Genomic DNA, 20,148 nt, shown 5'->3' with positions numbered 1-20,148 from the left:
ATTATTTCTGTGCCGCCGCCATTAATGCTTCAATATCATCGGCTTCTTTCACTACATCGCCGGTCAGGATTTCAATGCCGGTGGCGGTGATCAGAATGTCGTCTTCAATACGGATACCGATGCCGCGGTACGCTTCCGGTACGTCAGCATCCGGCGCGATATACAGCCCCGGTTCCACGGTCAGCACCATGCCCGGTTCCAGCGTACGGCTGCGGTCAACAGAGCCGTAGTGACCGACGTCATGAACGTCCAGCCCCAGCCAGTGAGATAAACCGTGCATGAAGAACTGGCGATGTGCCTGTTCGGCGAACAGCGTCTCAACGTCGCCTTTCATTACGCCGAGTTTGACCAAACCTTCAATCATCACGCGAACAGCGGCTTCGGTGGCGGCCTGAATACTGCTGCCGGGCCCTAACACGTCGAGCGCTTTGTATTCAGATGCCAGCACAATGTCGTAGATTTCGCGCTGTGCTTTGCTGAACTTGCCGTTTACCGGGAAGGTGCGGGTGATGTCACCTGCGTAGCCTTTGTACTCACAACCGGCGTCGATCAGCACTAAATCGCCGTCCCGCAGTTCGCATTCATTTTCGGTGTAATGCAGAATGCAGGCGTTTTCGCCGCCGCCTACGATGGTGTTGTAGGAAGGATAACGCGCACCGTGACGGGTAAACTCGTGATGAATTTCGCCTTCAAGTTGGTATTCAAACATGCCTGGGCGACACTTTTCCATCGCACGGGTATGAGCCAGGGCGGTGATCTGCCCTGCGCGGCGCATCACGCTGATTTCTTCAACAGACTTGAACAAACGCATGTCATGCACCCACGGACGCCAGTCAGTGACGGTAGCCGGTGCAGACAAGTTCTGACGGAAGCCTTTGCGCAGTTTGTCCATTGCACGGTTAACGATTTCATCGGCATAAGCGTAATCGCCCTGCGCGTGGTAAACCACATCGAGGCCGTTGAGCAGCAGATGCAACTGGTCATTGATGTCATCAAAAGGCAGCGCTTTGGTGACACCAAGCTTCGCCGGTGCAGCATCCTGCCCAAGACGGCGCCCGAACCAGATTTCAGCAGTGAGATCGCGCACGCGGTTGAATAGCACGCTGTGGTTATGATTTTCATCACTTTTGACCAGAATCAGTACCGCTTCCGGCTCGTTGAAACCGGTGAAATACCAGAAATCACTGCTCTGACGATACGGGTATTCACTGTCAGCACTGCGCGGTGCTTCGGGGGCGGAAAAAATCACTGCTGCGCTGCCCGGAGCCATCCTTGCTAAAAGCGCCTGACGACGATTCTCAAATTCTTGCTGAGTCATCTCACCTGCTCTCCTGAAATCGTTTTAATGTGTTGTTATGAAACAATTCATGAAAAACTTAATGCAATGTACGCGGACTTTCCGGGGCGGTCGGCAGGCTGTGGCCAAATTCGCCAAAGCACAGAATGGCCGCCACGCGGACGTATTCCACGACTTCTTCTAAAGACTGCGCTAATTGCTCCTGATCTTCATCTTCGTCGTAACCTAATTGCGCGATGCTGCGCAAATCGTCGATGGCTTCACCGACTTCGCCTTTCACTTTGGCGAGTTTAGGTTGCATCATGCCCAGACCTAGCAGGAAATGGTTGACCCAGCCGGCCAGCGCATCCGCGCGTTCGAAGATGCTTTTTTCATCGTCAGGCATCATGATTTTGAATTCGAAACTGTCGTCTTCCAGCGTATCTGACGTCACTTTACGCAATTGCTGCAGCAAATCGGCCAGCGTATGCGGGAAGGCCATGCCTTCGTTGGTAAGATCATGCACCAGAGTCAACCAGCTACCGTCGCGGTTGCCACCGCACAGTAAACCACTGATCAGCCCGTGCATTTCTGCCGCCGTTAAAGCAACCGATTGTTGTTTCAGGTTTTGATCCAACGAATCGTAAGTAGGGTAAGTATTCTCAATAGACATGCGCATTCGCCATCGTTGGCTGGATAAGTTCGTGTTATGCTACCACCAAGGTCTGTCGTAGTACCAGATTAGCAGCCTGTGATTGGGCGTACTAAGGTATGAATGACCTGCTCTGAACAATCGGGCAGCAGTCAGCCAGCCATGGGGTTGTAACCTGGTATTGAGATAGTTATAGTGGCGCCCGCTTCCAACATCCTGCGCCAGGTCGTAGTGGTCACGTTGGGGCGGACGAATAAATTAGCAGGAAGGTGGCATGTCTGCACAACCGGTAGATATTCAAATTTTTGGTCGCTCTTTACGAGTGAATTGTCCGCCAGAACAACAGGAAGCACTGAATCTGGCAGCTGAAGATCTTAATCAGCGGTTGCAAGATCTGAAAGTTCGCACTAGAGTCACCAATACAGAGCAACTGGTTTTCATCGCGGCATTGAACGTATGTCACGAACTTGCTCAGGAAAGGTTGAAAACTCGCGATTACGCATCCAATATGGAACAACGTATCCGGATGCTGCAACAAACCATCGAGCAGGCACTGCTCGAACAAGGCCGGATCTCTGAACGTGAAGGGGCGCCTTTCGAATAACACGCGTTGCTGACTGACTGGTCACAGGTCGTCAGAAACGGTAAAAAATTTCTCTGAGATGTTCGCCAGCGGGCCCGTCCCCTGAGCCGATAATTAGTACCAACAGAATGTGATGATCCGTAATCGGTGCGCATGCTCGGTCCGTCCGAGAAGCCTAAAGATTGCGACAGCACGTTCACCTTGAACCATGGGTTCAAGGGTTACAGCCTGCGACGGCATCTCGGAGATTCCCCTTTCTTTCGGTACATCCCATCCTGGTCAATGTATCTATGTCGCACACACCCCAGTACGCTTCAGCAAGACAACACCTTCGCACCGAAATACGCCAACGCAGAAAAAACCTGACACCCGGGCAGCAAGCTGATTTCGCCCTTCAGGCGGCAGAACGTATCGTTTCGCATCCCAAAATTCAGGCAGCTAAAACAGTATCTGTGTTTCTGTCTTTTGACGGTGAGCTGGATACCGCCCCGTTGATTGCGCGTTTATGGCAGGAAGGCAAACAACTTTGCCTGCCGGTTCTGCATCCGTTTTCGCCTCATCATTTATTGTTTCTGCGCTATGCGCCGGATACACCGCTGGTTCGCAATCGTCTGAAGATCCTCGAACCAGGTCTGGATGTCACGCAGGTGATTCCACTCTCACGACTGGATATTATCCTGACGCCGCTGGTTGCGTTCGACAATCACGGGCAGCGCCTGGGTATGGGCGGAGGTTTTTATGACCGCACGCTGGAGCACTGGCAGGATGGCGGGCCCTATCCGATTGGGTTAGCGCATGACTGTCAGCAGGTCGATGCGTTGCCAGCCGAGCACTGGGACGTACCTTTGCCGGAAGTCATTACACCCGGAAAAATATGGACGTGGTAAAAAACCGTCCCGGATCCTGATGCCTGCACATGACAGCGTACCACCCTCTTCAGTATGTTGTAACTAAGTCTCTAAAAAACCAGCCACAATACATACAACCCAATCAACGCATTGAAATACATGTTATTTTTCATTTATACATAGCGTTACACGCCGAAACCATTCACTCACGGACAACCTGAGCCGACACGCATACTATTCTCTCATCGGCCCCGCAGTGGGGTAGACACACAAACCAAAATTCTTGAGGAATAAACGATGAAAAAAGTATTAGCTCTGGTTGTAGCCGCTGCAATGGGCCTGTCTTCTGTCGCTTTCGCTGCTGAAACTACAGCAACTCCGGCGCCTGCTGCGACCACAACAACGGCAGCTCCGGCTCATGCCACCAAGCATAAAGCCCACAAGAAACCTGTTCAGAAAGCTCAGGCAGCCAAGAAACACAAAAAAGCAGCCAAAAAAGCGCCAGTGGCTCAGAAAGCACAAGCGGCTAAAAAACACGTGAAGCACGCTAAGAAAGCAGCTCCGGTTGCTCAGAAAGCCCAGGCTGCCAAGAAACACGTGAAACACGCTAAGAAAGCGGCTCCGGTTGCTCAGAAAGCCCAGGCTGCCAAGAAACACGTGAAACATGCTAAGAAAGCTGCTCCGGCTGCAAAAGCAACACCAGCAGCATAAGAAGTAAACCAGAAGTCTTTGTGAACGCATCTGCTCACATTTATCAAGACTGAATAATTTAACACCCGGTTCGCCGGGTGTTTTTTTCTCCAGTGTCTATCCGGAGGTACTGACAGATGATGCTGCGCCGCTACCTGTTCGAAATCACCTTTTCATCCATGATCCTCTGCGGATTGATCACCCTCTCCTTTTACTTCTGAAACATGAAGCGCCTTCCAGGACGCTTAAAAACCTGACACGCCATTTTATCCAGACACAAAAAAACCGCCTTTCGGCGGCTTTGTCATTTATGGCTGATACGATCAGTAAAGCAAGCGGGCACGAATGGTTCCCGGGATCGCTTTCATCAGCTGTAACGCGGTAGTCAGCGTCGCGATATCTGTTTCCGCATCGATAACCACATAACCGATTTCCGGGCTGGTTTGCAGATACTGCGCGGCGATGTTGATGCCCTGCTCCGCAAAAATCTGGTTGATGCTGGTCAGCACGCCCGGACGGTTTTCGTGGATATGCAACAGACGGCTGGCTTTCTCAGTGTGTGCTGGCAAAGAGGCTTCCGGGAAGTTAACCGCTGACAGTGTTGAACCGTTGTCAGAGTATTTCGCCAGTTTGCCTGCCACTTCGAGGCCGATACCTTCCTGCGCTTCCATGGTCGAACCGCCAATGTGCGGCGTCAGCAGCACGTTGTCGAATTCACACAGCGGAGAATTGAAAGGATCGCTGTTGGTCGCTGGCTCTTCCGGGAAGACGTCGATCGCCGCACCGGAAAGATGTTTGCTGCGCAGTGCATTGCACAGAGCAGGAATGTCGATGACCGTGCCGCGCGAGGCGTTGATCAGCAGCGCGCCCGGCTTCATCTGCGCCAGTTGCACTTCAGAAATCATGTCTTTTGTCCCGGCGGTTTCGGGCACATGCAGCGTCACGACGTCGCTGGTATTGAGCAGTTCCTGCAACGAAGCAATAGGCTGCGCATTACCCAACGGCAATTTGCTTTCGATGTCGTAGTAGAACACGCGCATCCCGAGGCTTTCTGCCAGGATGCCCAGCTGCGTACCGATGTGGCCGTAACCGATGATACCCAGACGTTTGCCGCGTGCTTCAAATGAACCGACAGCCAGCTTGTTCCAGATACCACGGTGCGCTTTCGCATTCGCTTCAGGAATACCGCGCATCATCAGCAACATTTCACCCAGCACCATTTCGGCTACTGAGCGGGTGTTAGAAAACGGTGCGTTGAACACCGGAACACCGCGACGCGTGGCGGCTTTCAGATCAACCTGATTGGTCCCGATACAGAAACACCCAACAGCCACCAGTTTTTCTGCTGCCTGGAACACTTCTTCGGTCAGCTGAGTACGCGATCGGAGTCCAACAAAGTGCGCATCACGAATCGACTCTTTCAGCGATTCTGTATCTAAAGCACCTTTGTGAAATTCAATATTGGTGTAACCCGCGGCACGGAGTGTATCAACCGCACTTTGGTGGACGCCTTCCACTAACAAAAATTTAATCTTGTCTTTCTCAAGTGATACTTTTGCCATTTCCCGACCCTATATTTTCTGGCTGAATTCGAACTGCGAGGTGATTGCTCACAGCCAACATAACAAAAAATCCGCCATCATCAATACAAACGATTGCCTGCCAGGCAGCAGAAGGCTCACCGTGCCTGTTGGTTTTTAGCATTTCATGCTGGTTAGATTTTACAGCGCCAGACGTTCAGGAGGAGAAATACTGAAATGTGACATAAGTCACCAAATTAAAGCCTTTGAAGAAAAGATGATTCAACCAGAAAATTATCATCTTCATAACATTGCGTTATGACAGTGGGATGACAAGGCGGAGGCTGGCTGCTTTGGGCTAAAGCAGCCAGATCTTCTGCTTATATCGTCATTACTTCAGTTTAACGGTTTTCACGCCTTCGGATGTCCCGACCAGCGCCACGTCTGCGCCACGGTTGGCGAACAGGCCAACGGTCACCACACCGGCAATGCTGTTGATCTTATTTTCCATCGCGACGGCATCCAGAATGTTCAGGTTATGCACATCGAGGATCACGTTACCGTTATCTGTCAGCACATTCTGACGGTATTCCGGCAGGCCGCCGAGTTTCACCAGCTCACGTGCAACATAGGAGCGCGCCATCGGGATCACTTCCACCGGCAGCGGGAATTTCCCCAGCACATCGACCTGCTTGGAGGCATCCACAATACAGATGAATTTTTTGGCAATCGCCGCAATGATTTTTTCGCGGGTCAGCGCTGCGCCGCCGCCTTTGATCATTTGCATTGAACCGTTGATTTCATCCGCGCCGTCGACATACACATCCAGCGAATCGACTTCGTTACTGTCGAAAACATGGATACCAAGGCTTTTCAGTTTTGCGGTAGACGCGTCGGAGCTGGAGACTGCGCCTTCGATCTGGCCTTTGATGGACCCCAGTGCATCAATGAAATGCGCGGCGGTGGATCCGGTACCAACACCGACAATGGTGCCCGGCGTGACGTAATCCAGTGCGGCCCAGCCGACTGCTTTCTTCAATTCTTCCTGCGTCATAATGGCTTCTCTGTCTGATAACCCGAAAGTGGCGTGAATAGTTCGGTGAAACGAATTGTGCCGGTGATTATAAAGCATGTCCCGGCAGATTGGGCAGCCAAGAGCGTGACCAGCTCACACTTATTAAGTGCAATTGCGCTGCAAACACCAAGATTTTCCTCACCACAAAAACTGACAAACTGTGGCATAGTGTCCGGATAATATTGAACCCAAGGGACAGAACTCCGATGAAACGCCCGGACTATAGAACGTTGCAGGCACTGGACGCGGTCATCCGTGAGCGCGGTTTTGAACGCGCCGCACAGAAGCTTTGCATCACACAATCGGCCGTCTCTCAGCGTATTAAGCAACTGGAAAATTTATTCGGCCAACCGCTGCTGGTGCGTACCGTTCCACCCCGCCCGACCGAGCAGGGACAGAAATTACTGGCCTTGCTGCATCAGGTGGAATTGCTGGAAGAAGAGTGGCTGGGCAGTGACAGCAACAGCGACAGTAATGATACGCCACTGCTGCTTTCGCTGGCGGTCAACGCCGACAGTCTGGCGACCTGGCTGTTACCGGCGCTCAAATCGGTGCTGGTCGACTCCCCTATCCGCCTGAATTTGCAGGTCGAAGATGAAACACGCACACAGGAACGTCTGCGTCGCGGTGAAGTGGTCGGTGCGGTGAGTATTCAGCCACAGCCGCTGCCGAGCTGTCTGGTCGATCAACTGGGCGCGCTGGACTATCTGTTTGTCGGTTCCAAACCCTTTGCCGATCGCTACTTCCCGAACGGCGTCACCCGCTCCGCCTTGCTGAAAGCGCCTGCGGTGGCGTTTGACCACCTCGACGATATGCATCAGGCCTTCCTGCAACAGAACTTCGATTTGTCGCCGGGCAGTGTGCCGTGCCATATCGTTAATTCGTCGGAAGCCTTCGTGCAACTGGCGCGTCAGGGCACTACCTGCTGTATGATCCCGCATCTGCAAATCGAGAAAGAACTGGAAAGCGGCGAACTGATCGACCTGACGCCGGGCCTGTTCCAGCGCCGTATGCTTTACTGGCACCGTTTTGCGCCGGAAAGCCGCATGATGCGTAAAGTCACCGACGCGCTGCTGGCCCACGGACATCAGGTTCTGCGCCAGGACTGATTTTTCTGCTCACCCAAAAATGAAAAAACCCGCCTGAGCGGGTTTTTCATTTCTACAGAATCATTCTTACTGAGCAGGTGCGGGTGCTGCGGGTGCGGGTGCCTGAGGCTGCAATTCGAACACCACATCGACCTGATCGTCGAAGTGAATGCTTTGCTGCTCGTAGGTTTGCGCGACATCGCTCTGCCCTGCGGCTTCGGCGGTTTTATACATGCGCGCCACCGGCATCGGCTGATAGTTAGCCACGTGATAACGGATGCTGTAGACCGGCCCCAGCGTGGTGTGGAAACCTTCGGCCAGCGATTTTGCCTGCTGCGTGGCGTTATCAATGGCTTTCTGACGCGCTTCATCGCGGAAACGATCCGGATTCGCCACGCCCAGCTCAACGGCACGCACTTCATTCAGGCCGGATTTCAGCGCGCCATCCAGCAGTTCATTCAGTTTATCCAGCTGACGCAAGGTGACCTGAACCTGACGCACGGCGCGGTAGCCTTTCAGCTGTGACGTTCCGTCTTTCAGGTAGTCATACTCCGGCTGAGTACGTAAATTCGCTGCATTGATGTCTTTCTTCTCAATGCCGTTTTTCTGCAGGAAAGCAAAGTACTCTGCCACTCGCTCATCAGCCTGTTTCTTGGCGCTGGCGGCATCTTTCGCAGAGACGTTCACTTCAATCGCCAGCGTGGCGATATCCGGCGTGGCGTCAACGCTCGCCGTTCCTGAGGTCACGACGTGCGGCCCGGCAGGTAATTCTGCCGCCTGCAACGCCAGCGGTAATGTCCCTAATCCCAACATCGCTGCAACAGTCAATGCTTTCAGTTTCACAGTGCCTCCATTAATCATCAAAGATATGGCAATAAACGTATTAACTGCGAAACCGTAGCATAATCCGTTACAACAGAAACTAAGATTAGTGACAAAAACTTACTCTGTCATAAAACTTAAAAGATCCCGGTCTGACGCGCCAGCTGAATAGCGATTCCCCACATGATGGTGCCGACAACCGCGTTAATCACCCGCTGTACTTTGCCGGTATTAAGCCAGGGGGCGAGCATGGCGGCGAGGATCGCCAGCCCGAAGAACCAGAGAATCGATGCGCTGACTGCGCCGAGAGCAAACCACGAGCGTTCATCTGCGTTCAGGCTGCCGCCCAGACTGCCGAGCACCACAAACGTATCGAGATAAACGTGCGGATTGAGCCAGGTGACAGCCATCATGCTGACCACAATTTTCCAGCGGCTTTGCTTCGCCACTTCCGCCTGCGCCAGTTCAGGATTTTTGCTGAATGCCGTACGAAATGCGCCCCAGCCATACCACAGCAAAAATGCCACGCCGCCCCAGCTCACCAGCAACAGCAATGTCGGGGATTGACTCAGCAGCGCGCTGCCGCCAAAGATGCCACCGCAAATCAGCGCAATGTCGCTCAGGGCGCATAATCCGGCAATCATCAGGTGATACTGACGGCGGATGCCCTGGTTCATCACAAACGCATTCTGCGGGCCGATCGGTAAAATCATCGCGGCGCTCATCGCCAGTCCTTGCAGGAAAATTGCCAGCACGTTGTTATCCTTCAAACAGTCATTAACAGAGAATGCGCGCAGTGTAAGGGCTTTGCAGCCATAAGAGGAAATGGATAATTCTAATCACCCATTAGAACGGCTTATCATCAACCTGGGGATATTTCAGGCATGAAAAAGGCGCCCGCAGGCGCCTGTAAAAATCCGAATCCGGGAAGGATTGGTTAGTCGAAAGTGCGTCGTTCTTCCTGCGGCTGGGTTGCCGCTTTCGCCACCTGATAAAGGTGAACATCCATCTGCGGGTAAGCAATATTGATGTTGTTTTCATCCAGCGCGCGTTTGAACGATTCCAGCAGATCCCATTTCACGCTCTGCGCATCACCGTTACTGGTCCAGGCGTACACGATGAAATTCAGGGTTGAAGCCGCCATTTCGTTCAGGCGAACCACAACGTCTTTATCTTTCAAAACACGCGGGTCGGCGGTCACGATATCGGACAGGATCTTCTTCACCAGATCAACGTCAGAGTCATAACCCACGCCGATGGTCAGGTCGATACGGCTGGTCGGTTCGCGTGAATTGTTGATGATGTTACCGGCGATGATTTTACCGTTTGGCACCACAATGATTTTGTTGTCCGGTGTGCGCAGGGTGGTCGAGAAAATTTGTACCTGAGTCACCGTACCCGCCACACCGCCGAGATCGACATATTCACCGGCACGGAACGGACGGAAAATCACCAGCAGAACGCCCGCCGCAAAGTTAGACAGCGAACCCTGCAATGCCAGGCCGACGGCCAGACCGGCGGCACCGATGACCGCGATCACGGACGTGGTTTGCACGCCAATCCGCCCCAGCACCGCAATCAGCGTGAACGCGATAATCGCGTAGCGCACCATGGCGGAAAGGAAATCGGAAACCGTGATATCAATGCCACGAACTTTTAAGACCCGGCTGACGGCACCGGAAACGATGCGGGCGACAATCATCCCCACAATCAGAATAAAGATTGCCGCGACGATGTTGACGGCGTAATGCAGCAGTAAAGCCTGATTTCTCACCAGCCAGTTTCCCGCATTGTTAATGCTGCCCACAACGTTCAAATCATCCATTTAAAGTACCCCAAAAAAATACCCTGACGGGTTTTAAGAAACCAAAGCTGCCCGATTAACGGGCAGCAACTGTACTTTAAGGTTAACTAACAATGCGATGAAGTGCCAATTTCCGGGGCAATAACCCCGTGAAATTAGGAATTTGCAGGGTGATTTTTCAATGGCTCCGGCGTTTTGAACGCCTGCAACGGACCGCGTCCGGTGAGCGTAAAGGCTGAAATGACGGTGAACGTCAGCGCCACCAGACCGAGGATCAGATAAGTCCCGTGGAAACCGATACGGTCATACATGTTGCCAGCGAATACCGACATAAACATGATCGCCACCTGCTTGAAGAAGCAGAAGGTCACCAGATAAATCGTCGCGGAGAAACGCACTTCAAACACCGACGTAATGTATTTGAAGCAACCGACAATCAGGAACGGCACTTCAAACATGTGCAGGGTTTTCAGCACCACCACTTCAACCGGCGAAGAGGCAAAGGAGGAACCGATGATGCGCACTGACATAATCATCCCCGCCAGCAACAGCGCATTTTTTCCTCCGATGCGGTTCACGATAAGCGGCGCGAAGAACATGATGCAGGCATTCAGCAGTTCGCCCATGGTGGTGACATAACCGAAGACCCGTGTTCCTTCTGATGAAGATGCAAAGAACGAGGTAAAGAAGTTGGCAAACTGCTGATCGAAGACGTCATAAGTGCAGGAGACGCCAATAACATACAGCGCCAGGAACCACAGTTTGCGGTCCTTCAGCAGTTCAAGGGCAATCTTCAGGCTGAACGGTTTGGTATTCGCGCCCAGATCGTTGGCGACGCGGGCGCTGGAGGTGACTTCCGGTTTGGCGATCAACAACAGAATCGCGAGGATCACCGCACAGCCGGAGCCAAGCCAGAACACAAACTCATTGTTGATGGTAAACATAATGCCAACCACCGACGCGCACAACGCCCAGCCGACACAACCGAACATCCGCGCACGACCAAATTCGAAGCTGCTGCGACGGCTGACTTTCTCAATGTAGGCTTCAATGGCGGGCGCACCGGCATTGTAAATCAGCCCGAGATAGATGCCGCCGACCACCGATCCGAGATAAATATTCACTTTCAGCAGCGGGCCGAACACGTAGATAAAGAACGGCGCAAACAACACCAGCATGCCGGTAATGATCCACAACAAATGCTTTTTCAGCCCCAGTTTATCTGAGAGTAAACCGAACACCGGCTGGAACAATAATGAGAACAGCGAGATGCTGGCGAAGATAATGCCAGTGTCACTTTTACTGATCTGATTGATGTCATGCAGCCAGATCGGGAAGAACGGGAAATAGGCCCCCATGATGAAAAAGTAGAAAAAGAAGAACAGCCCGAACATCCAGAAATTGGTATTTTTCATGTAATTCATTTGCAGTTTCCTTGCGACTGAATGCTGCGCCGCAGCGTATTAACGCCACGGCGCGGGATGTCAGATGCGTTTCCAGGTGAAGGCGTAATGGTACTGACCGGCGGTCAGCAGGAAATCCGGGCTGACGCTCGGGCTCCACGAATCATCGCCGCCGACCCCCATATGGAAGCCGTCGATGTTCAGCCAGGTGCCCTGCTCTTCACGCAACAGGTGGCGATGGCTGGTGTCCATCAGCTGTTGCAGGCTGTAGCGGCTCAGGCCAAAGTGGAAATTGCCGCGCAACTGCCAGCCGGCGTAATCCAGCTCACGGGTGTCCTGGCGTAAACCACTTTCCGTCGGGAAGACGTAAGGTGTGTACAGATCGCCCAGCGGCAGCGTCCAGCGTCCGTGCAGGGCAGCCAGACGGCGGTCCGGGTAGTTTTCATGCGGCCCGAGGCCCAGCCAGCTCGCTTTTTCGGCGGTGTCTGCCAGCTGACAGGTCAGCCCGATACGCCCCGGTGACGGGACGTTCGACGCCACGCGCACATCCACACTGATATGCAGTTCGCCCTGATTGTCGATGCGGTACGTTTTGCGGCTTAACAGGCGCGTTTCCTCTCCCGCCAGGAAAGCGTGGGTGGTGGTGATAGCCACGCCGTCCTGCAACTGATCGGCGGAGATATTCAGCAGACGCGATTCCAGCTGATACATTCCGGCGGCTTTCCAGCGCTCCACCCAGGCATTCGGATCGATTCGCGTGACTTCGCTGACGCCGATGTCGTTATCCACCGGCGCACGGACAAACTGATCACGCAGCGCAGAAAGCAGGCGCGGCGTTTCGCCATCAAACCATTGCTCCAGCAAACCGCTTTGCTGACTGAACTGCCAGCACTGCGCGCCGTGTACCACAGAAATCACATCGCCCTGCTGATCCAGAACCGGCGCAGCGGCGGAGGTTTTCTCCGGCACCGGCAGGCTGAGCGCCAGCGGAAGTTGCCACTGATCCCATGCGGTGCGATGTCCGGCTTCTGACCACGCGGTCGCCTGCGGCTGATGCACCGCGACGTTCAGCCACAAATCCCCTTCCGCCTGCGGAATATCCCCCAGATTCAGAGTTTGTGTGCCGTTCGGCGCGATATTAAGCACGGCTTCGCCCTGCGACACCACTTCGCCGTCACGTTCAATGCGCCAGACCAGCTGCTCGTTATCGCTGTGACGGAAAAGATATTCGCTCTGAATATCCAGCGTCAGCGGCGAGGTGCCGGTCAGCGTGAACTGGAAGAACTGCTGGGCGCGCTGCGCTTCGAACAAGGAAGGATGCGGTGTGCGATCGGCGAATACCAGACCGTTCATGCAGAACTGACGGTCGTTTGGCGTATCGCCAAAATCACCGCCGTAAGCCATGTAACGCTCGCCGTCTTCGCCGGTGCGCAGCAGACTTTGATCGACCCAGTCCCAGACGAAACCGCCCTGCAGACGCGGGAACTGGCGGAACGCTTTCCAGTATTTGTCGAAGCCGCCAAAACTGTTACCCATGGCATGGGCATATTCGCAAAGGATCAGCGGACGCGTTTCGTCGGGCATGCTGATCCATTTTTTGATGGACCATTTAGGTACCGCCGGGAATGGCTGGTCCTGCTCAACGCGGGAATACATCGGGCAGATAATGTCGGTTGCCGCGCTGTTGGCGCCGCCGCCTTCGTACTGCACCGGGCGGGTCGGGTCGACAGATTTGATCCAGCGGTACATCGCGTCATGGTTTGCGCCATGGCCGGATTCGTTGCCCAGTGACCAGATGATGATGCACGGATGGTTGCGATCTCGCTGAACCATGCGCGTGACGCGTTCGCTGAAGGCGTTGAACCACACCGGATCGTCCGACAGACGGTTCATCGGCTGCATACCGTGGGTTTCAATATTGGCTTCATCGACCACATACAGGCCGTATTCGTCGCAAAGTCTGTACCACAACGGATGGTTGGGATAATGCGAACAGCGCACGGCGTTGAAGTTGTGCTGTTTCATCAGCACGATGTCGCGACGCATGGTCGCCTCGTCCATCACCTGACCGTTTTCAGGATGATGTTCGTGGCGGTTAGTACCGCGGATCAGCACCGGCTGGCCGTTCACTTTCAACAGCCCGTTGCTGATTTCCACCTGACGGAATCCGACGTCGCAGGCTTCGGCTTCAATAAGCTCACCCTGCGGAGAAATCAGCGACACCACCGCACGGTAAAGCGCAGGTTGTTCCGCGCTCCACAATGCTGGCTGGCTGACCGGCAGACGCAACGTGGTGCGGTCATACGCGGCTCCGCGTTCATCAATGATGTCGCTGCCGAGCGGTTGCTGATGTTCTGCGATCGATTTGTCGCCCTGCCAGAGCTGCACGCGCACCTGATAATCAGCCGCGTTTTCCTGCGGCACGGCGGCGCTGACCTGCACTTCCAGTTCGGCCTGCGTAAAGCCATGGAACAGATGCGTGCGCACCTGGTAATCCGTAATCTGTTCAAAGGGTTTATGCAGCAGGCTGACGTCACGGAAGATCCCGCTCATGCGCCACATGTCCTGATCTTCCAGATAGCTGCCGTCGCTCCAGCGCAGCACCATCACCGCCAGACGGTTTTCACCCGCCTGCAATACGCCGCTGAGATCGAACTCCGCCGGTAAACGGCTGTCCTGCGAATACCCGATCCACTGGCCGTTACACCATAAATAGAAGGCAGAATTGACGCCGTTGAACACGATGCGCGTCTGGCCGCTGTTAAGCCATGCGTTATCCACAGAAACTGTGAGCGAGTAACAACCGGTGGGATTTTCTTCGGGCACAAAGGGCGGATTAACCGGAATGGGATACTGAACGTTGGTGTAAATCGGCGCGTCATACCCGTCAAGTTGCCAGTTAGATGGTACCTGCACGCGGTCGGCTCCCGCCAGATCCTGCTTCAGCCAGTGTTCAGGCACCGCTTCGGGGCGGGTGAAATAGCTGAAGGTCCACTCACCGTTCAGCGAGCGGATATTCGGCGATGCACTGTTCTGGCTGGCCTGGGCTTCATCCCGCCAGCTGTTGAATGGCGGGTGCGCCGCAAGGCGGTTGTACTGCGTGGATGCCGGTTTTTCCCAGTCACGACGGGCCAGAACGGCGGCCAGTGATGACAGTTTTTCGTCCGCTGATGCACTCATCATTAATCCTCTTCAAAATTGTTATGCGCTCACAATATAAGTCAACATGCGTAACATAGCGCAGTAAGTAAAGCAGAGGGGTGCAGGAAAGGGACGCGGATCACAGATTCCGCGTCGGGTCGTTCAGATTTTGAGAATTACAGCGCGCTGAGCTGACGTGCGATGCGGATCAGCTCCTGCGATAACGCTTCCTGAGAAACGCTCGCTTCGCCGACAGGTGCCGTGGTGTGGCGTTCAACCAGCGATGTCGGCAGCAACAGCGATGAACGGCGGCTGTCGCCATGGGTATGCAGATGATCAACCAGGCGGTTGACGCTTTCATGCCCCAGCAGGCGGAAATCCTGTTTGATGGTGCTGAGCGGCGGGAAGAAAAAAGCGCTGTCTTCGGTATCGTCATAGCCGATAACCGAAATATGCTCCGGTACGCGCAGGCCGAATTCGTGCACCGCGCGCAGCACGCCCAATGCCATCTGATCGTTAGCCACCAGAATCGCGGTAGGCCGCGCAGGCTGGTTCAGCAATAACAATGCCTGCTGGTAGCCGGATGCCGCGCTCCAGTCGCCGTGCTGAACCGCACAGGGCGTCACCTGATGCTTTTTCAGCGTCTCCAGCCAGCCTTCATAGCGCAGCCGCGCAGAAACAGACTCCAGCGGGCCGGTCAGCACGGCAATTTGCTGATGCCCGAGCGCCAGCAGATGCTCAACGCCCTGCTCTGCGCCGCAATGCGGATCGAAGAGAATTTTAAACACATCCGCCTGGGGATCCACATCCAGAAACAGCGCCGGCAAGGTACCGCACATCTGCGCAATGGCATCGGCACTGTCGTTCGACAAGGGCACGTTGATCAGGACGCCATCGACACGCTGCGACATCAGCTCGCTCACCGCCGTCCGGCAGGCGGCGAGGCTCAGATTGTCGGTCATCGAAATCACCACGTTAAACCCTAACTGATTCGCGCGGGTCTTTACCGCAGACGCAATCTGCGACGGAGCATGCAGCGCCAGTTCAGTGGTCGCCAGCCCCAGCGTATAACTTTGTTTACCGGCCAGCTGCTGTGCCACACGGTTCGGCACATAGTTCAGCGCCGCCATCGCCTTCTCGACTTTCTCGCGGGTTTTTGACGAGACATGCGCCGCCTGATTGAGCACGCGCGAAACGGTCTGATAGGAAACACCGGCGTGGCGCGCAACATCATCCAGGGTGACAGATTTTGGCTTCATGGCTCTCTCTTCGGGGATTCAGGCGGGATTATGTATGACGGGCTATTGTGGCCGGAAAGCAGACAATAAAAAAGGGGCCGAAGCCCCTTTGGTTAGGATCCTCACATTCCGGTGGTCAAGCACCGGAAGCGTAAGAATTACAGTACGTCGATTGCGTTCAGTTCTTTGAATGCCAGTTCCAGGCGCGTCACCATGGAAGACTGTGCAGAACGCAGCCATACGCGTGGGTCATAGAATTTTTTGTTAGGTTTGTCCGCGCCTTCCGGGTTACCCAACTGACCTTGCAGGTAAGCTTCGTTTTTCTTGTAGAACTGCAGGATGCCGTCCCAGTTAGCCCACTGGGTATCGGTATCGATGTTCATTTTGATAACACCGTAGCCTACAGATTCTTTGATCTCTGCTGCAGTAGAACCGGAACCGCCGTGGAACACGAAGTTCAGGCTGTTGTGTGGCAGGTTGTGTTTCTTGCACACGTATTCCTGAGAATCACGCAGGATCGTTGGAGTCAGTTTCACGTTACCTGGTTTGTAAACACCGTGTACGTTACCGAATGACGCAGCGATAGTGAAACGCGGGCTGATTGCGTTCAGTTTTTCGTATGCGTAATCAACGTCTTGTGGCTGAGTGTACAGTGCAGATGCATCCATATGGCTGTTGTCCACGCCATCTTCTTCACCACCGGTACAACCCAGTTCGATTTCCAGAGTCATATCGAGTTTTGCCATGCGAGCTAAATACTTGCTGCAAATTTCGATGTTTTCTTCCAGAGATTCTTCAGACAGGTCGATCATGTGAGAAGAGAACAGTGGTTTGCCGGTTTTAGCAAAGTGAGCTTCACCCGCGTCCAGCAGACCGTCGATCCATGGCAGCAGTTTTTTCGCGCAGTGGTCGGTGTGCAGAATAACTGGCACGCCGTAATGTTCTGCCATCTGGTGCACGTGGTGCGCGCCAGAGATTGCGCCCAGGATTGCCGCGCCTTGTGGCACGTCAGTTTTCAGGCCTTTACCTGCGATGAACGCAGCGCCACCGTTAGAGAACTGAACGATAACCGGGGAACGGACTTTCGCAGCAGCTTCGAGAACGGCGTTGATAGAGTCGGTGCCTACGCAGTTAACCGCTGGCAGAGCAAATTTGTTTTCTTTAGCGATAGCGAAAACTTTCTGTACATCATCACCAGTGATAACGCCTGGTTTTACGAAATCAAAAATTTTAGACATAGTTCTTTGTCCTGTATTCGTCGGCCGTAGATGGATTGAATCGGTTTGCTATGTCGCGCGAGTTCCACTGTGCAGCCCCTCGCGCGGCAAAGAAGAACAGGAAACCCTATGCTTCCTGTTCAGGGTTCATTACTTCTTAGCACGCTCTTCCAGCATCACAACCGCTGGCAGTGCTTTCCCTTCAACGAACTCCAGGAATGCGCCACCGCCAGTGGAGATATAGGAAATTTTGTCAGCGATACCGAACAGGTCGATAGCCGCCAAGGTGTCGCCGCCGCCTGCGATAGAGAAACCTTCGCTATCAGCAATGGCCTGCGCCACAATTTCGGTTCCTCTGCGGAAGTTAGGGAACTCGAACACGCCTACAGGACCATTCCACAGAATGGTTTTAGCGTTTTTGATGATCTCAGCCAGGCGGTAAGCAGACTCGTCGCCCATGTCGAGAATTTGTTCGTCATCTTTGATGTCTTTGACAGACTTCACGGTAGCAACGGCAGTTTCAGAGAACTCAGTAGCTACACGAACATCCGTAGGAACCGGAATGTCGCAAGTTTCCAGCAGTTTGCTTGCGGTATCCACCAGGTCAGCTTCGTACAGGGATTTGCCGACGTTGTTGCCTTGTGCGGCAACGAAGGTGTTAGCGATACCACCGCCAACGATCAGCTGGTCAGCGATTTTGGACAGGGAATCCAGAACGGTCAGTTTGGTGGAGACTTTAGAACCACCAACGATAGCCACCATCGGGCGCGCCGGGTTACCCAGCGCTTTACCCAGTGCTTCCAGCTCTGCAGACAGCAGAGGGCCCGCACAGGCGATTGGAGCAAATTTGCCCACGCCGTGGGTAGAAGCTTGCGCGCGGTGCGCAGTACCGAATGCATCCATCACGTAGATGTCACACAGTGCAGCATATTTTTTAGACAGTGCTTCGTCGTCTTTCTTTTCGCCTTTGTTAAAGCGAACGTTTTCCAGAACAACCAGCTCGCCTTCGGCAACTTCCACGCCATCCAGATAATCTTTCGCCAGACGAACTGGTGATTTCAGATGTTCTTTCAGGTAGTTAACAACCGGCAGCAGAGAAAACTCTTCGTTATATTCGCCTTCAGTCGGACGACCCAGATGCGAGGTAACCATCACGCGTGCGCCTTGTTTCAGGGCAGTTTCGATGGTAGGTAAAGAAGCGCGGATACGTGCATCTGACGTTACTTTGCCATCTTTAACCGGCACGTTCAGATCCGCACGGATCAATACGCGCTTACCTGCTAAATCCAGATCGCTCATCTTAATAACAGACATGGTGAATCCTCTCGTTGATTCTCTTTAAAGTTGCTTGAAGGCGGTTTCGGCCAGTGAGGCCGGAACAACCGTACTAGAAACCGCTAGCGGACATTGCCAATGTTGTATCCAACATTCGGTTAGCAAAACCCCACTCGTTATCGCACCAGACCAATGTTTTTATCAGGTGCTTTCCACTTACCCGCGTTTGCGTTCCATCTACGATGGCGCTGTGGGGATCATGGTTAAAATCTGTCGAGACTAATGGTAGTTCGGTATAGTCAACTATACCACGAAAAGCACCTGTTGCGGCCTTTTGCAGCAGCTGGTTCACCTCCGCTACCGTCACAGAACCCTCGACAAATACGCTCAGATCAATGGCTGTGACATTGATGGTCGGCACGCGCACGGAGATCGCTTCAAAGCGATCGCAGAACTTCGGCATGATGCGCGTGATCCCTGCGGCAAGCTTGGTATCCACCGGAATAATGGACTGGCTGGCAGCGCGCGTACGGCGTAAATCCGCATGGTACGCATCAATAACCGGCTGGTCATTCATTGAGGAGTGGATGGTTGTCACCGTGCCGGACTCAATGCCGTAGGCATCATCAAGCAGCTTGATCACAGGGATAATACAGTTGGTGGTGCAGGACGCATTGGAGACAATGCGGTGCTGACGTTCGAGCAACTGGTGGTTCACACCGTAAACGACGGTAGCGTCAAGATCATGACCGCCCGGATGCGCGAACAGAATTTTTTTGGCCCCGGCCGCAAGCTGGGTTTGGCCGTCTTCGCGGCTGCCGTATACGCCGGTGCAATCAAGCACCACGTCAATGCTCAGTTCGCCCCATGGCAACTGGCTGGCATCTGGCTGATGGAAAAGACGGATAGAGTCATCGCCGACGTAAAGGTTTTCACCTTCCTGGCGGACATCCCAGGCGAAGCGCCCGTGGCTGGAGTCGTATTTGAGCAGATGGGCCATCCCTTCAGGGCTGGCGAGTTCATTGATAGCGATAACGGAGATTTCCGCCCGACGCCCGGATTCGTATAACGCGCGCAATACGCTACGGCCAATGCGACCAAAGCCATTAATTGCAATACGTATTGGCATACTTCTCCCTGTTACACGGTTGTTACTCAATATCAGTAACACCTATAGTAATGCAGCGTGCGTTTACGGTGAATCACCATCATCATCTGCCCGCACGATAGGTACAGCAGAAAAAAATCGGTTTCCGACACGTTAACAGCGTGGTCACGACGTTAAGCTCAATTAGCCTGACTGAAACGGTTCAGCTGAGAATAAACCAAACCCTGTCTAAAAGGAATAATTCCCCGAATTTCGCTGTGCGAATCGCGTCAATCGCTTAAAAAAACGCCATGCAAATCCGCGTATTCACAGTGATTTTACTTTTTCATCACCTTTCGAACAGTGATTATTCTCAAAAACCGACAGATTGAAACACTTTCAGAAGGGTGCGAGTTTACCGGGGTTTGC

17 protein-coding genes and 1 other RNA gene are annotated in these 20,148 nt (G+C 53.6%); 5 read left to right on the top strand and 13 right to left on the bottom strand.

The window, feature by feature from the left end; genetic code table 11:
- Window position 1 precedes the first annotated feature (1 nt).
- Both pepP and ACQZQY_RS09680 read right to left on the bottom strand, forming a co-directional pair.
- The gene (gene pepP / locus ACQZQY_RS09685) at window positions 2-1,318 is read right to left on the bottom strand and encodes a Xaa-Pro aminopeptidase (RefSeq protein WP_431297024.1); all 1,317 of its coding nucleotides are present in this window, start codon (window positions 1,316-1,318) and stop codon (window positions 2-4) included.
- Window positions 1,319-1,376: 58 nt separating this feature from the next.
- A complete protein-coding gene (locus ACQZQY_RS09680) occupies window positions 1,377-1,949 on the bottom strand; it encodes a YecA family protein (RefSeq protein WP_056773168.1) in 573 nt (190 codons plus the stop codon).
- A gap of 253 nt (window positions 1,950-2,202) precedes the next feature.
- Here ACQZQY_RS09680 and zapA point away from each other — a divergent pair, with 253 nt between their 5' ends.
- The 4 genes from zapA (at window position 2,203) to asr (ending at window position 4,070) form a co-directional block, all read left to right on the top strand.
- Complete coding sequence (zapA, locus tag ACQZQY_RS09675; protein WP_013576788.1) at window positions 2,203-2,532, top strand: cell division protein ZapA; 330 nt, start codon at window positions 2,203-2,205, stop codon at window positions 2,530-2,532.
- A gap of 47 nt (window positions 2,533-2,579) precedes the next feature.
- Window positions 2,580-2,763, top strand: a non-coding RNA gene (gene ssrS / locus ACQZQY_RS09670) — 6S RNA.
- 38 nt (window positions 2,764-2,801) lie between these two features.
- Window positions 2,802-3,398 carry a 5-formyltetrahydrofolate cyclo-ligase gene (locus ACQZQY_RS09665; protein WP_431297023.1) on the top strand — a complete coding sequence of 199 codons (597 nt, stop codon included), beginning with the start codon at window positions 2,802-2,804 and terminating at the stop codon, window positions 3,396-3,398.
- A gap of 258 nt (window positions 3,399-3,656) precedes the next feature.
- Window positions 3,657-4,070 carry an acid resistance repetitive basic protein Asr gene (gene asr, locus ACQZQY_RS09660; RefSeq protein ID WP_015698458.1) on the top strand — a complete coding sequence of 138 codons (414 nt, stop codon included), beginning with the start codon at window positions 3,657-3,659 and terminating at the stop codon, window positions 4,068-4,070.
- Window positions 4,071-4,372: 302 nt separating this feature from the next.
- Here the strand turns inward: asr and serA are convergent, their stop codons facing one another.
- Together serA and rpiA are read right to left on the bottom strand one after the other, a co-directional pair.
- Window positions 4,373-5,611: a phosphoglycerate dehydrogenase gene (gene serA, locus ACQZQY_RS09655; RefSeq protein WP_122096066.1), complete on the bottom strand. Its 1,239-nt coding sequence runs from the start codon at window positions 5,609-5,611 to the stop codon at window positions 4,373-4,375.
- Window positions 5,612-5,960: 349 nt separating this feature from the next.
- Window positions 5,961-6,623, bottom strand: a complete 663-nt coding sequence (gene rpiA, locus ACQZQY_RS09650; RefSeq protein ID WP_013576792.1) for a ribose-5-phosphate isomerase RpiA — start codon at window positions 6,621-6,623, stop codon at window positions 5,961-5,963.
- A gap of 227 nt (window positions 6,624-6,850) precedes the next feature.
- Here rpiA and ACQZQY_RS09645 point away from each other — a divergent pair, with 227 nt between their 5' ends.
- Window positions 6,851-7,753, top strand: a complete 903-nt coding sequence (locus ACQZQY_RS09645; RefSeq protein ID WP_056773177.1) for a LysR family transcriptional regulator ArgP — start codon at window positions 6,851-6,853, stop codon at window positions 7,751-7,753.
- Window positions 7,754-7,819: 66 nt separating this feature from the next.
- Here ACQZQY_RS09645 and ACQZQY_RS09640 read toward each other — a convergent pair whose 3' ends face one another.
- From ACQZQY_RS09640 to epd, 9 genes are all read right to left on the bottom strand, one after another.
- Window positions 7,820-8,575, bottom strand: a complete 756-nt coding sequence (locus tag ACQZQY_RS09640; RefSeq protein ID WP_431297022.1) for an oxidative stress defense protein — start codon at window positions 8,573-8,575, stop codon at window positions 7,820-7,822.
- Window positions 8,576-8,691: 116 nt separating this feature from the next.
- Complete coding sequence (gene argO / locus ACQZQY_RS09635) at window positions 8,692-9,309, bottom strand: arginine exporter ArgO (RefSeq protein WP_431297021.1); 618 nt, start codon at window positions 9,307-9,309, stop codon at window positions 8,692-8,694.
- Between the two features lie 182 nt (window positions 9,310-9,491).
- Window positions 9,492-10,379 carry a small-conductance mechanosensitive channel MscS gene (mscS, locus tag ACQZQY_RS09630; protein WP_056773188.1) on the bottom strand — a complete coding sequence of 296 codons (888 nt, stop codon included), beginning with the start codon at window positions 10,377-10,379 and terminating at the stop codon, window positions 9,492-9,494.
- A 134-nt stretch (window positions 10,380-10,513) separates the two neighbouring features.
- Complete coding sequence (locus ACQZQY_RS09625) at window positions 10,514-11,782, bottom strand: MFS transporter (protein ID WP_056773190.1); 1,269 nt, start codon at window positions 11,780-11,782, stop codon at window positions 10,514-10,516.
- 60 nt (window positions 11,783-11,842) lie between these two features.
- The gene (locus ACQZQY_RS09620; RefSeq protein WP_431297020.1) at window positions 11,843-14,941 is read right to left on the bottom strand and encodes a beta-galactosidase; all 3,099 of its coding nucleotides are present in this window, start codon (window positions 14,939-14,941) and stop codon (window positions 11,843-11,845) included.
- 137 nt (window positions 14,942-15,078) lie between these two features.
- On the bottom strand, window positions 15,079-16,161 hold the full coding sequence (locus ACQZQY_RS09615) for a LacI family DNA-binding transcriptional regulator (protein WP_414071535.1): 1,083 nt from the start codon (window positions 16,159-16,161) through the stop codon (window positions 15,079-15,081).
- 137 nt (window positions 16,162-16,298) lie between these two features.
- Window positions 16,299-17,378 (bottom strand): class II fructose-bisphosphate aldolase, encoded by a 1,080-nt coding sequence (gene fbaA, locus ACQZQY_RS09610; protein WP_056773197.1) that lies wholly within the window; start codon window positions 17,376-17,378, stop codon window positions 16,299-16,301.
- Between the two features lie 129 nt (window positions 17,379-17,507).
- The gene (gene pgk, locus ACQZQY_RS09605) at window positions 17,508-18,671 is read right to left on the bottom strand and encodes a phosphoglycerate kinase (RefSeq protein WP_112164180.1); all 1,164 of its coding nucleotides are present in this window, start codon (window positions 18,669-18,671) and stop codon (window positions 17,508-17,510) included.
- A gap of 73 nt (window positions 18,672-18,744) precedes the next feature.
- The gene (gene epd, locus ACQZQY_RS09600; protein ID WP_431297019.1) at window positions 18,745-19,761 is read right to left on the bottom strand and encodes an erythrose-4-phosphate dehydrogenase; all 1,017 of its coding nucleotides are present in this window, start codon (window positions 19,759-19,761) and stop codon (window positions 18,745-18,747) included.
- Window positions 19,762-20,148 lie beyond the last annotated feature (387 nt).

This window comes from Rahnella sp. PAMC25559 (assembly GCF_050632365.1).
Lineage (GTDB): Bacteria > Pseudomonadota > Gammaproteobacteria > Enterobacterales > Enterobacteriaceae > Rahnella > Rahnella rivi.
Note: the sequence above shows the minus strand (reverse complement) of the source record. Positions and strands in the feature narration are given on the sequence as shown.

Coding starts and splice junctions, on each gene's coding strand:
- serA (WP_122096066.1), bottom strand. CDS start 5,611: ATGGCAAAAGTATCACTTGAGAAAGACAAGATTAAATTTTTGTTAGTG.
- pepP (WP_431297024.1), bottom strand. CDS start 1,318: ATGACTCAGCAAGAATTTGAGAATCGTCGTCAGGCGCTTTTAGCAAGG.
- asr (WP_015698458.1), top strand. CDS start 3,657: ATGAAAAAAGTATTAGCTCTGGTTGTAGCCGCTGCAATGGGCCTGTCT.
- ACQZQY_RS09645 (WP_056773177.1), top strand. CDS start 6,851: ATGAAACGCCCGGACTATAGAACGTTGCAGGCACTGGACGCGGTCATC.
- fbaA (WP_056773197.1), bottom strand. CDS start 17,378: ATGTCTAAAATTTTTGATTTCGTAAAACCAGGCGTTATCACTGGTGAT.
- ACQZQY_RS09665 (WP_431297023.1), top strand. CDS start 2,802: ATGTCGCACACACCCCAGTACGCTTCAGCAAGACAACACCTTCGCACC.
- mscS (WP_056773188.1), bottom strand. CDS start 10,379: ATGGATGATTTGAACGTTGTGGGCAGCATTAACAATGCGGGAAACTGG.
- rpiA (WP_013576792.1), bottom strand. CDS start 6,623: ATGACGCAGGAAGAATTGAAGAAAGCAGTCGGCTGGGCCGCACTGGAT.
- ACQZQY_RS09615 (WP_414071535.1), bottom strand. CDS start 16,161: ATGAAGCCAAAATCTGTCACCCTGGATGATGTTGCGCGCCACGCCGGT.
- pgk (WP_112164180.1), bottom strand. CDS start 18,671: ATGTCTGTTATTAAGATGAGCGATCTGGATTTAGCAGGTAAGCGCGTA.
- zapA (WP_013576788.1), top strand. CDS start 2,203: ATGTCTGCACAACCGGTAGATATTCAAATTTTTGGTCGCTCTTTACGA.
- ACQZQY_RS09625 (WP_056773190.1), bottom strand. CDS start 11,782: ATGAATTACATGAAAAATACCAATTTCTGGATGTTCGGGCTGTTCTTC.
- ACQZQY_RS09620 (WP_431297020.1), bottom strand. CDS start 14,941: ATGAGTGCATCAGCGGACGAAAAACTGTCATCACTGGCCGCCGTTCTG.
- epd (WP_431297019.1), bottom strand. CDS start 19,761: ATGCCAATACGTATTGCAATTAATGGCTTTGGTCGCATTGGCCGTAGC.
- ACQZQY_RS09680 (WP_056773168.1), bottom strand. CDS start 1,949: ATGTCTATTGAGAATACTTACCCTACTTACGATTCGTTGGATCAAAAC.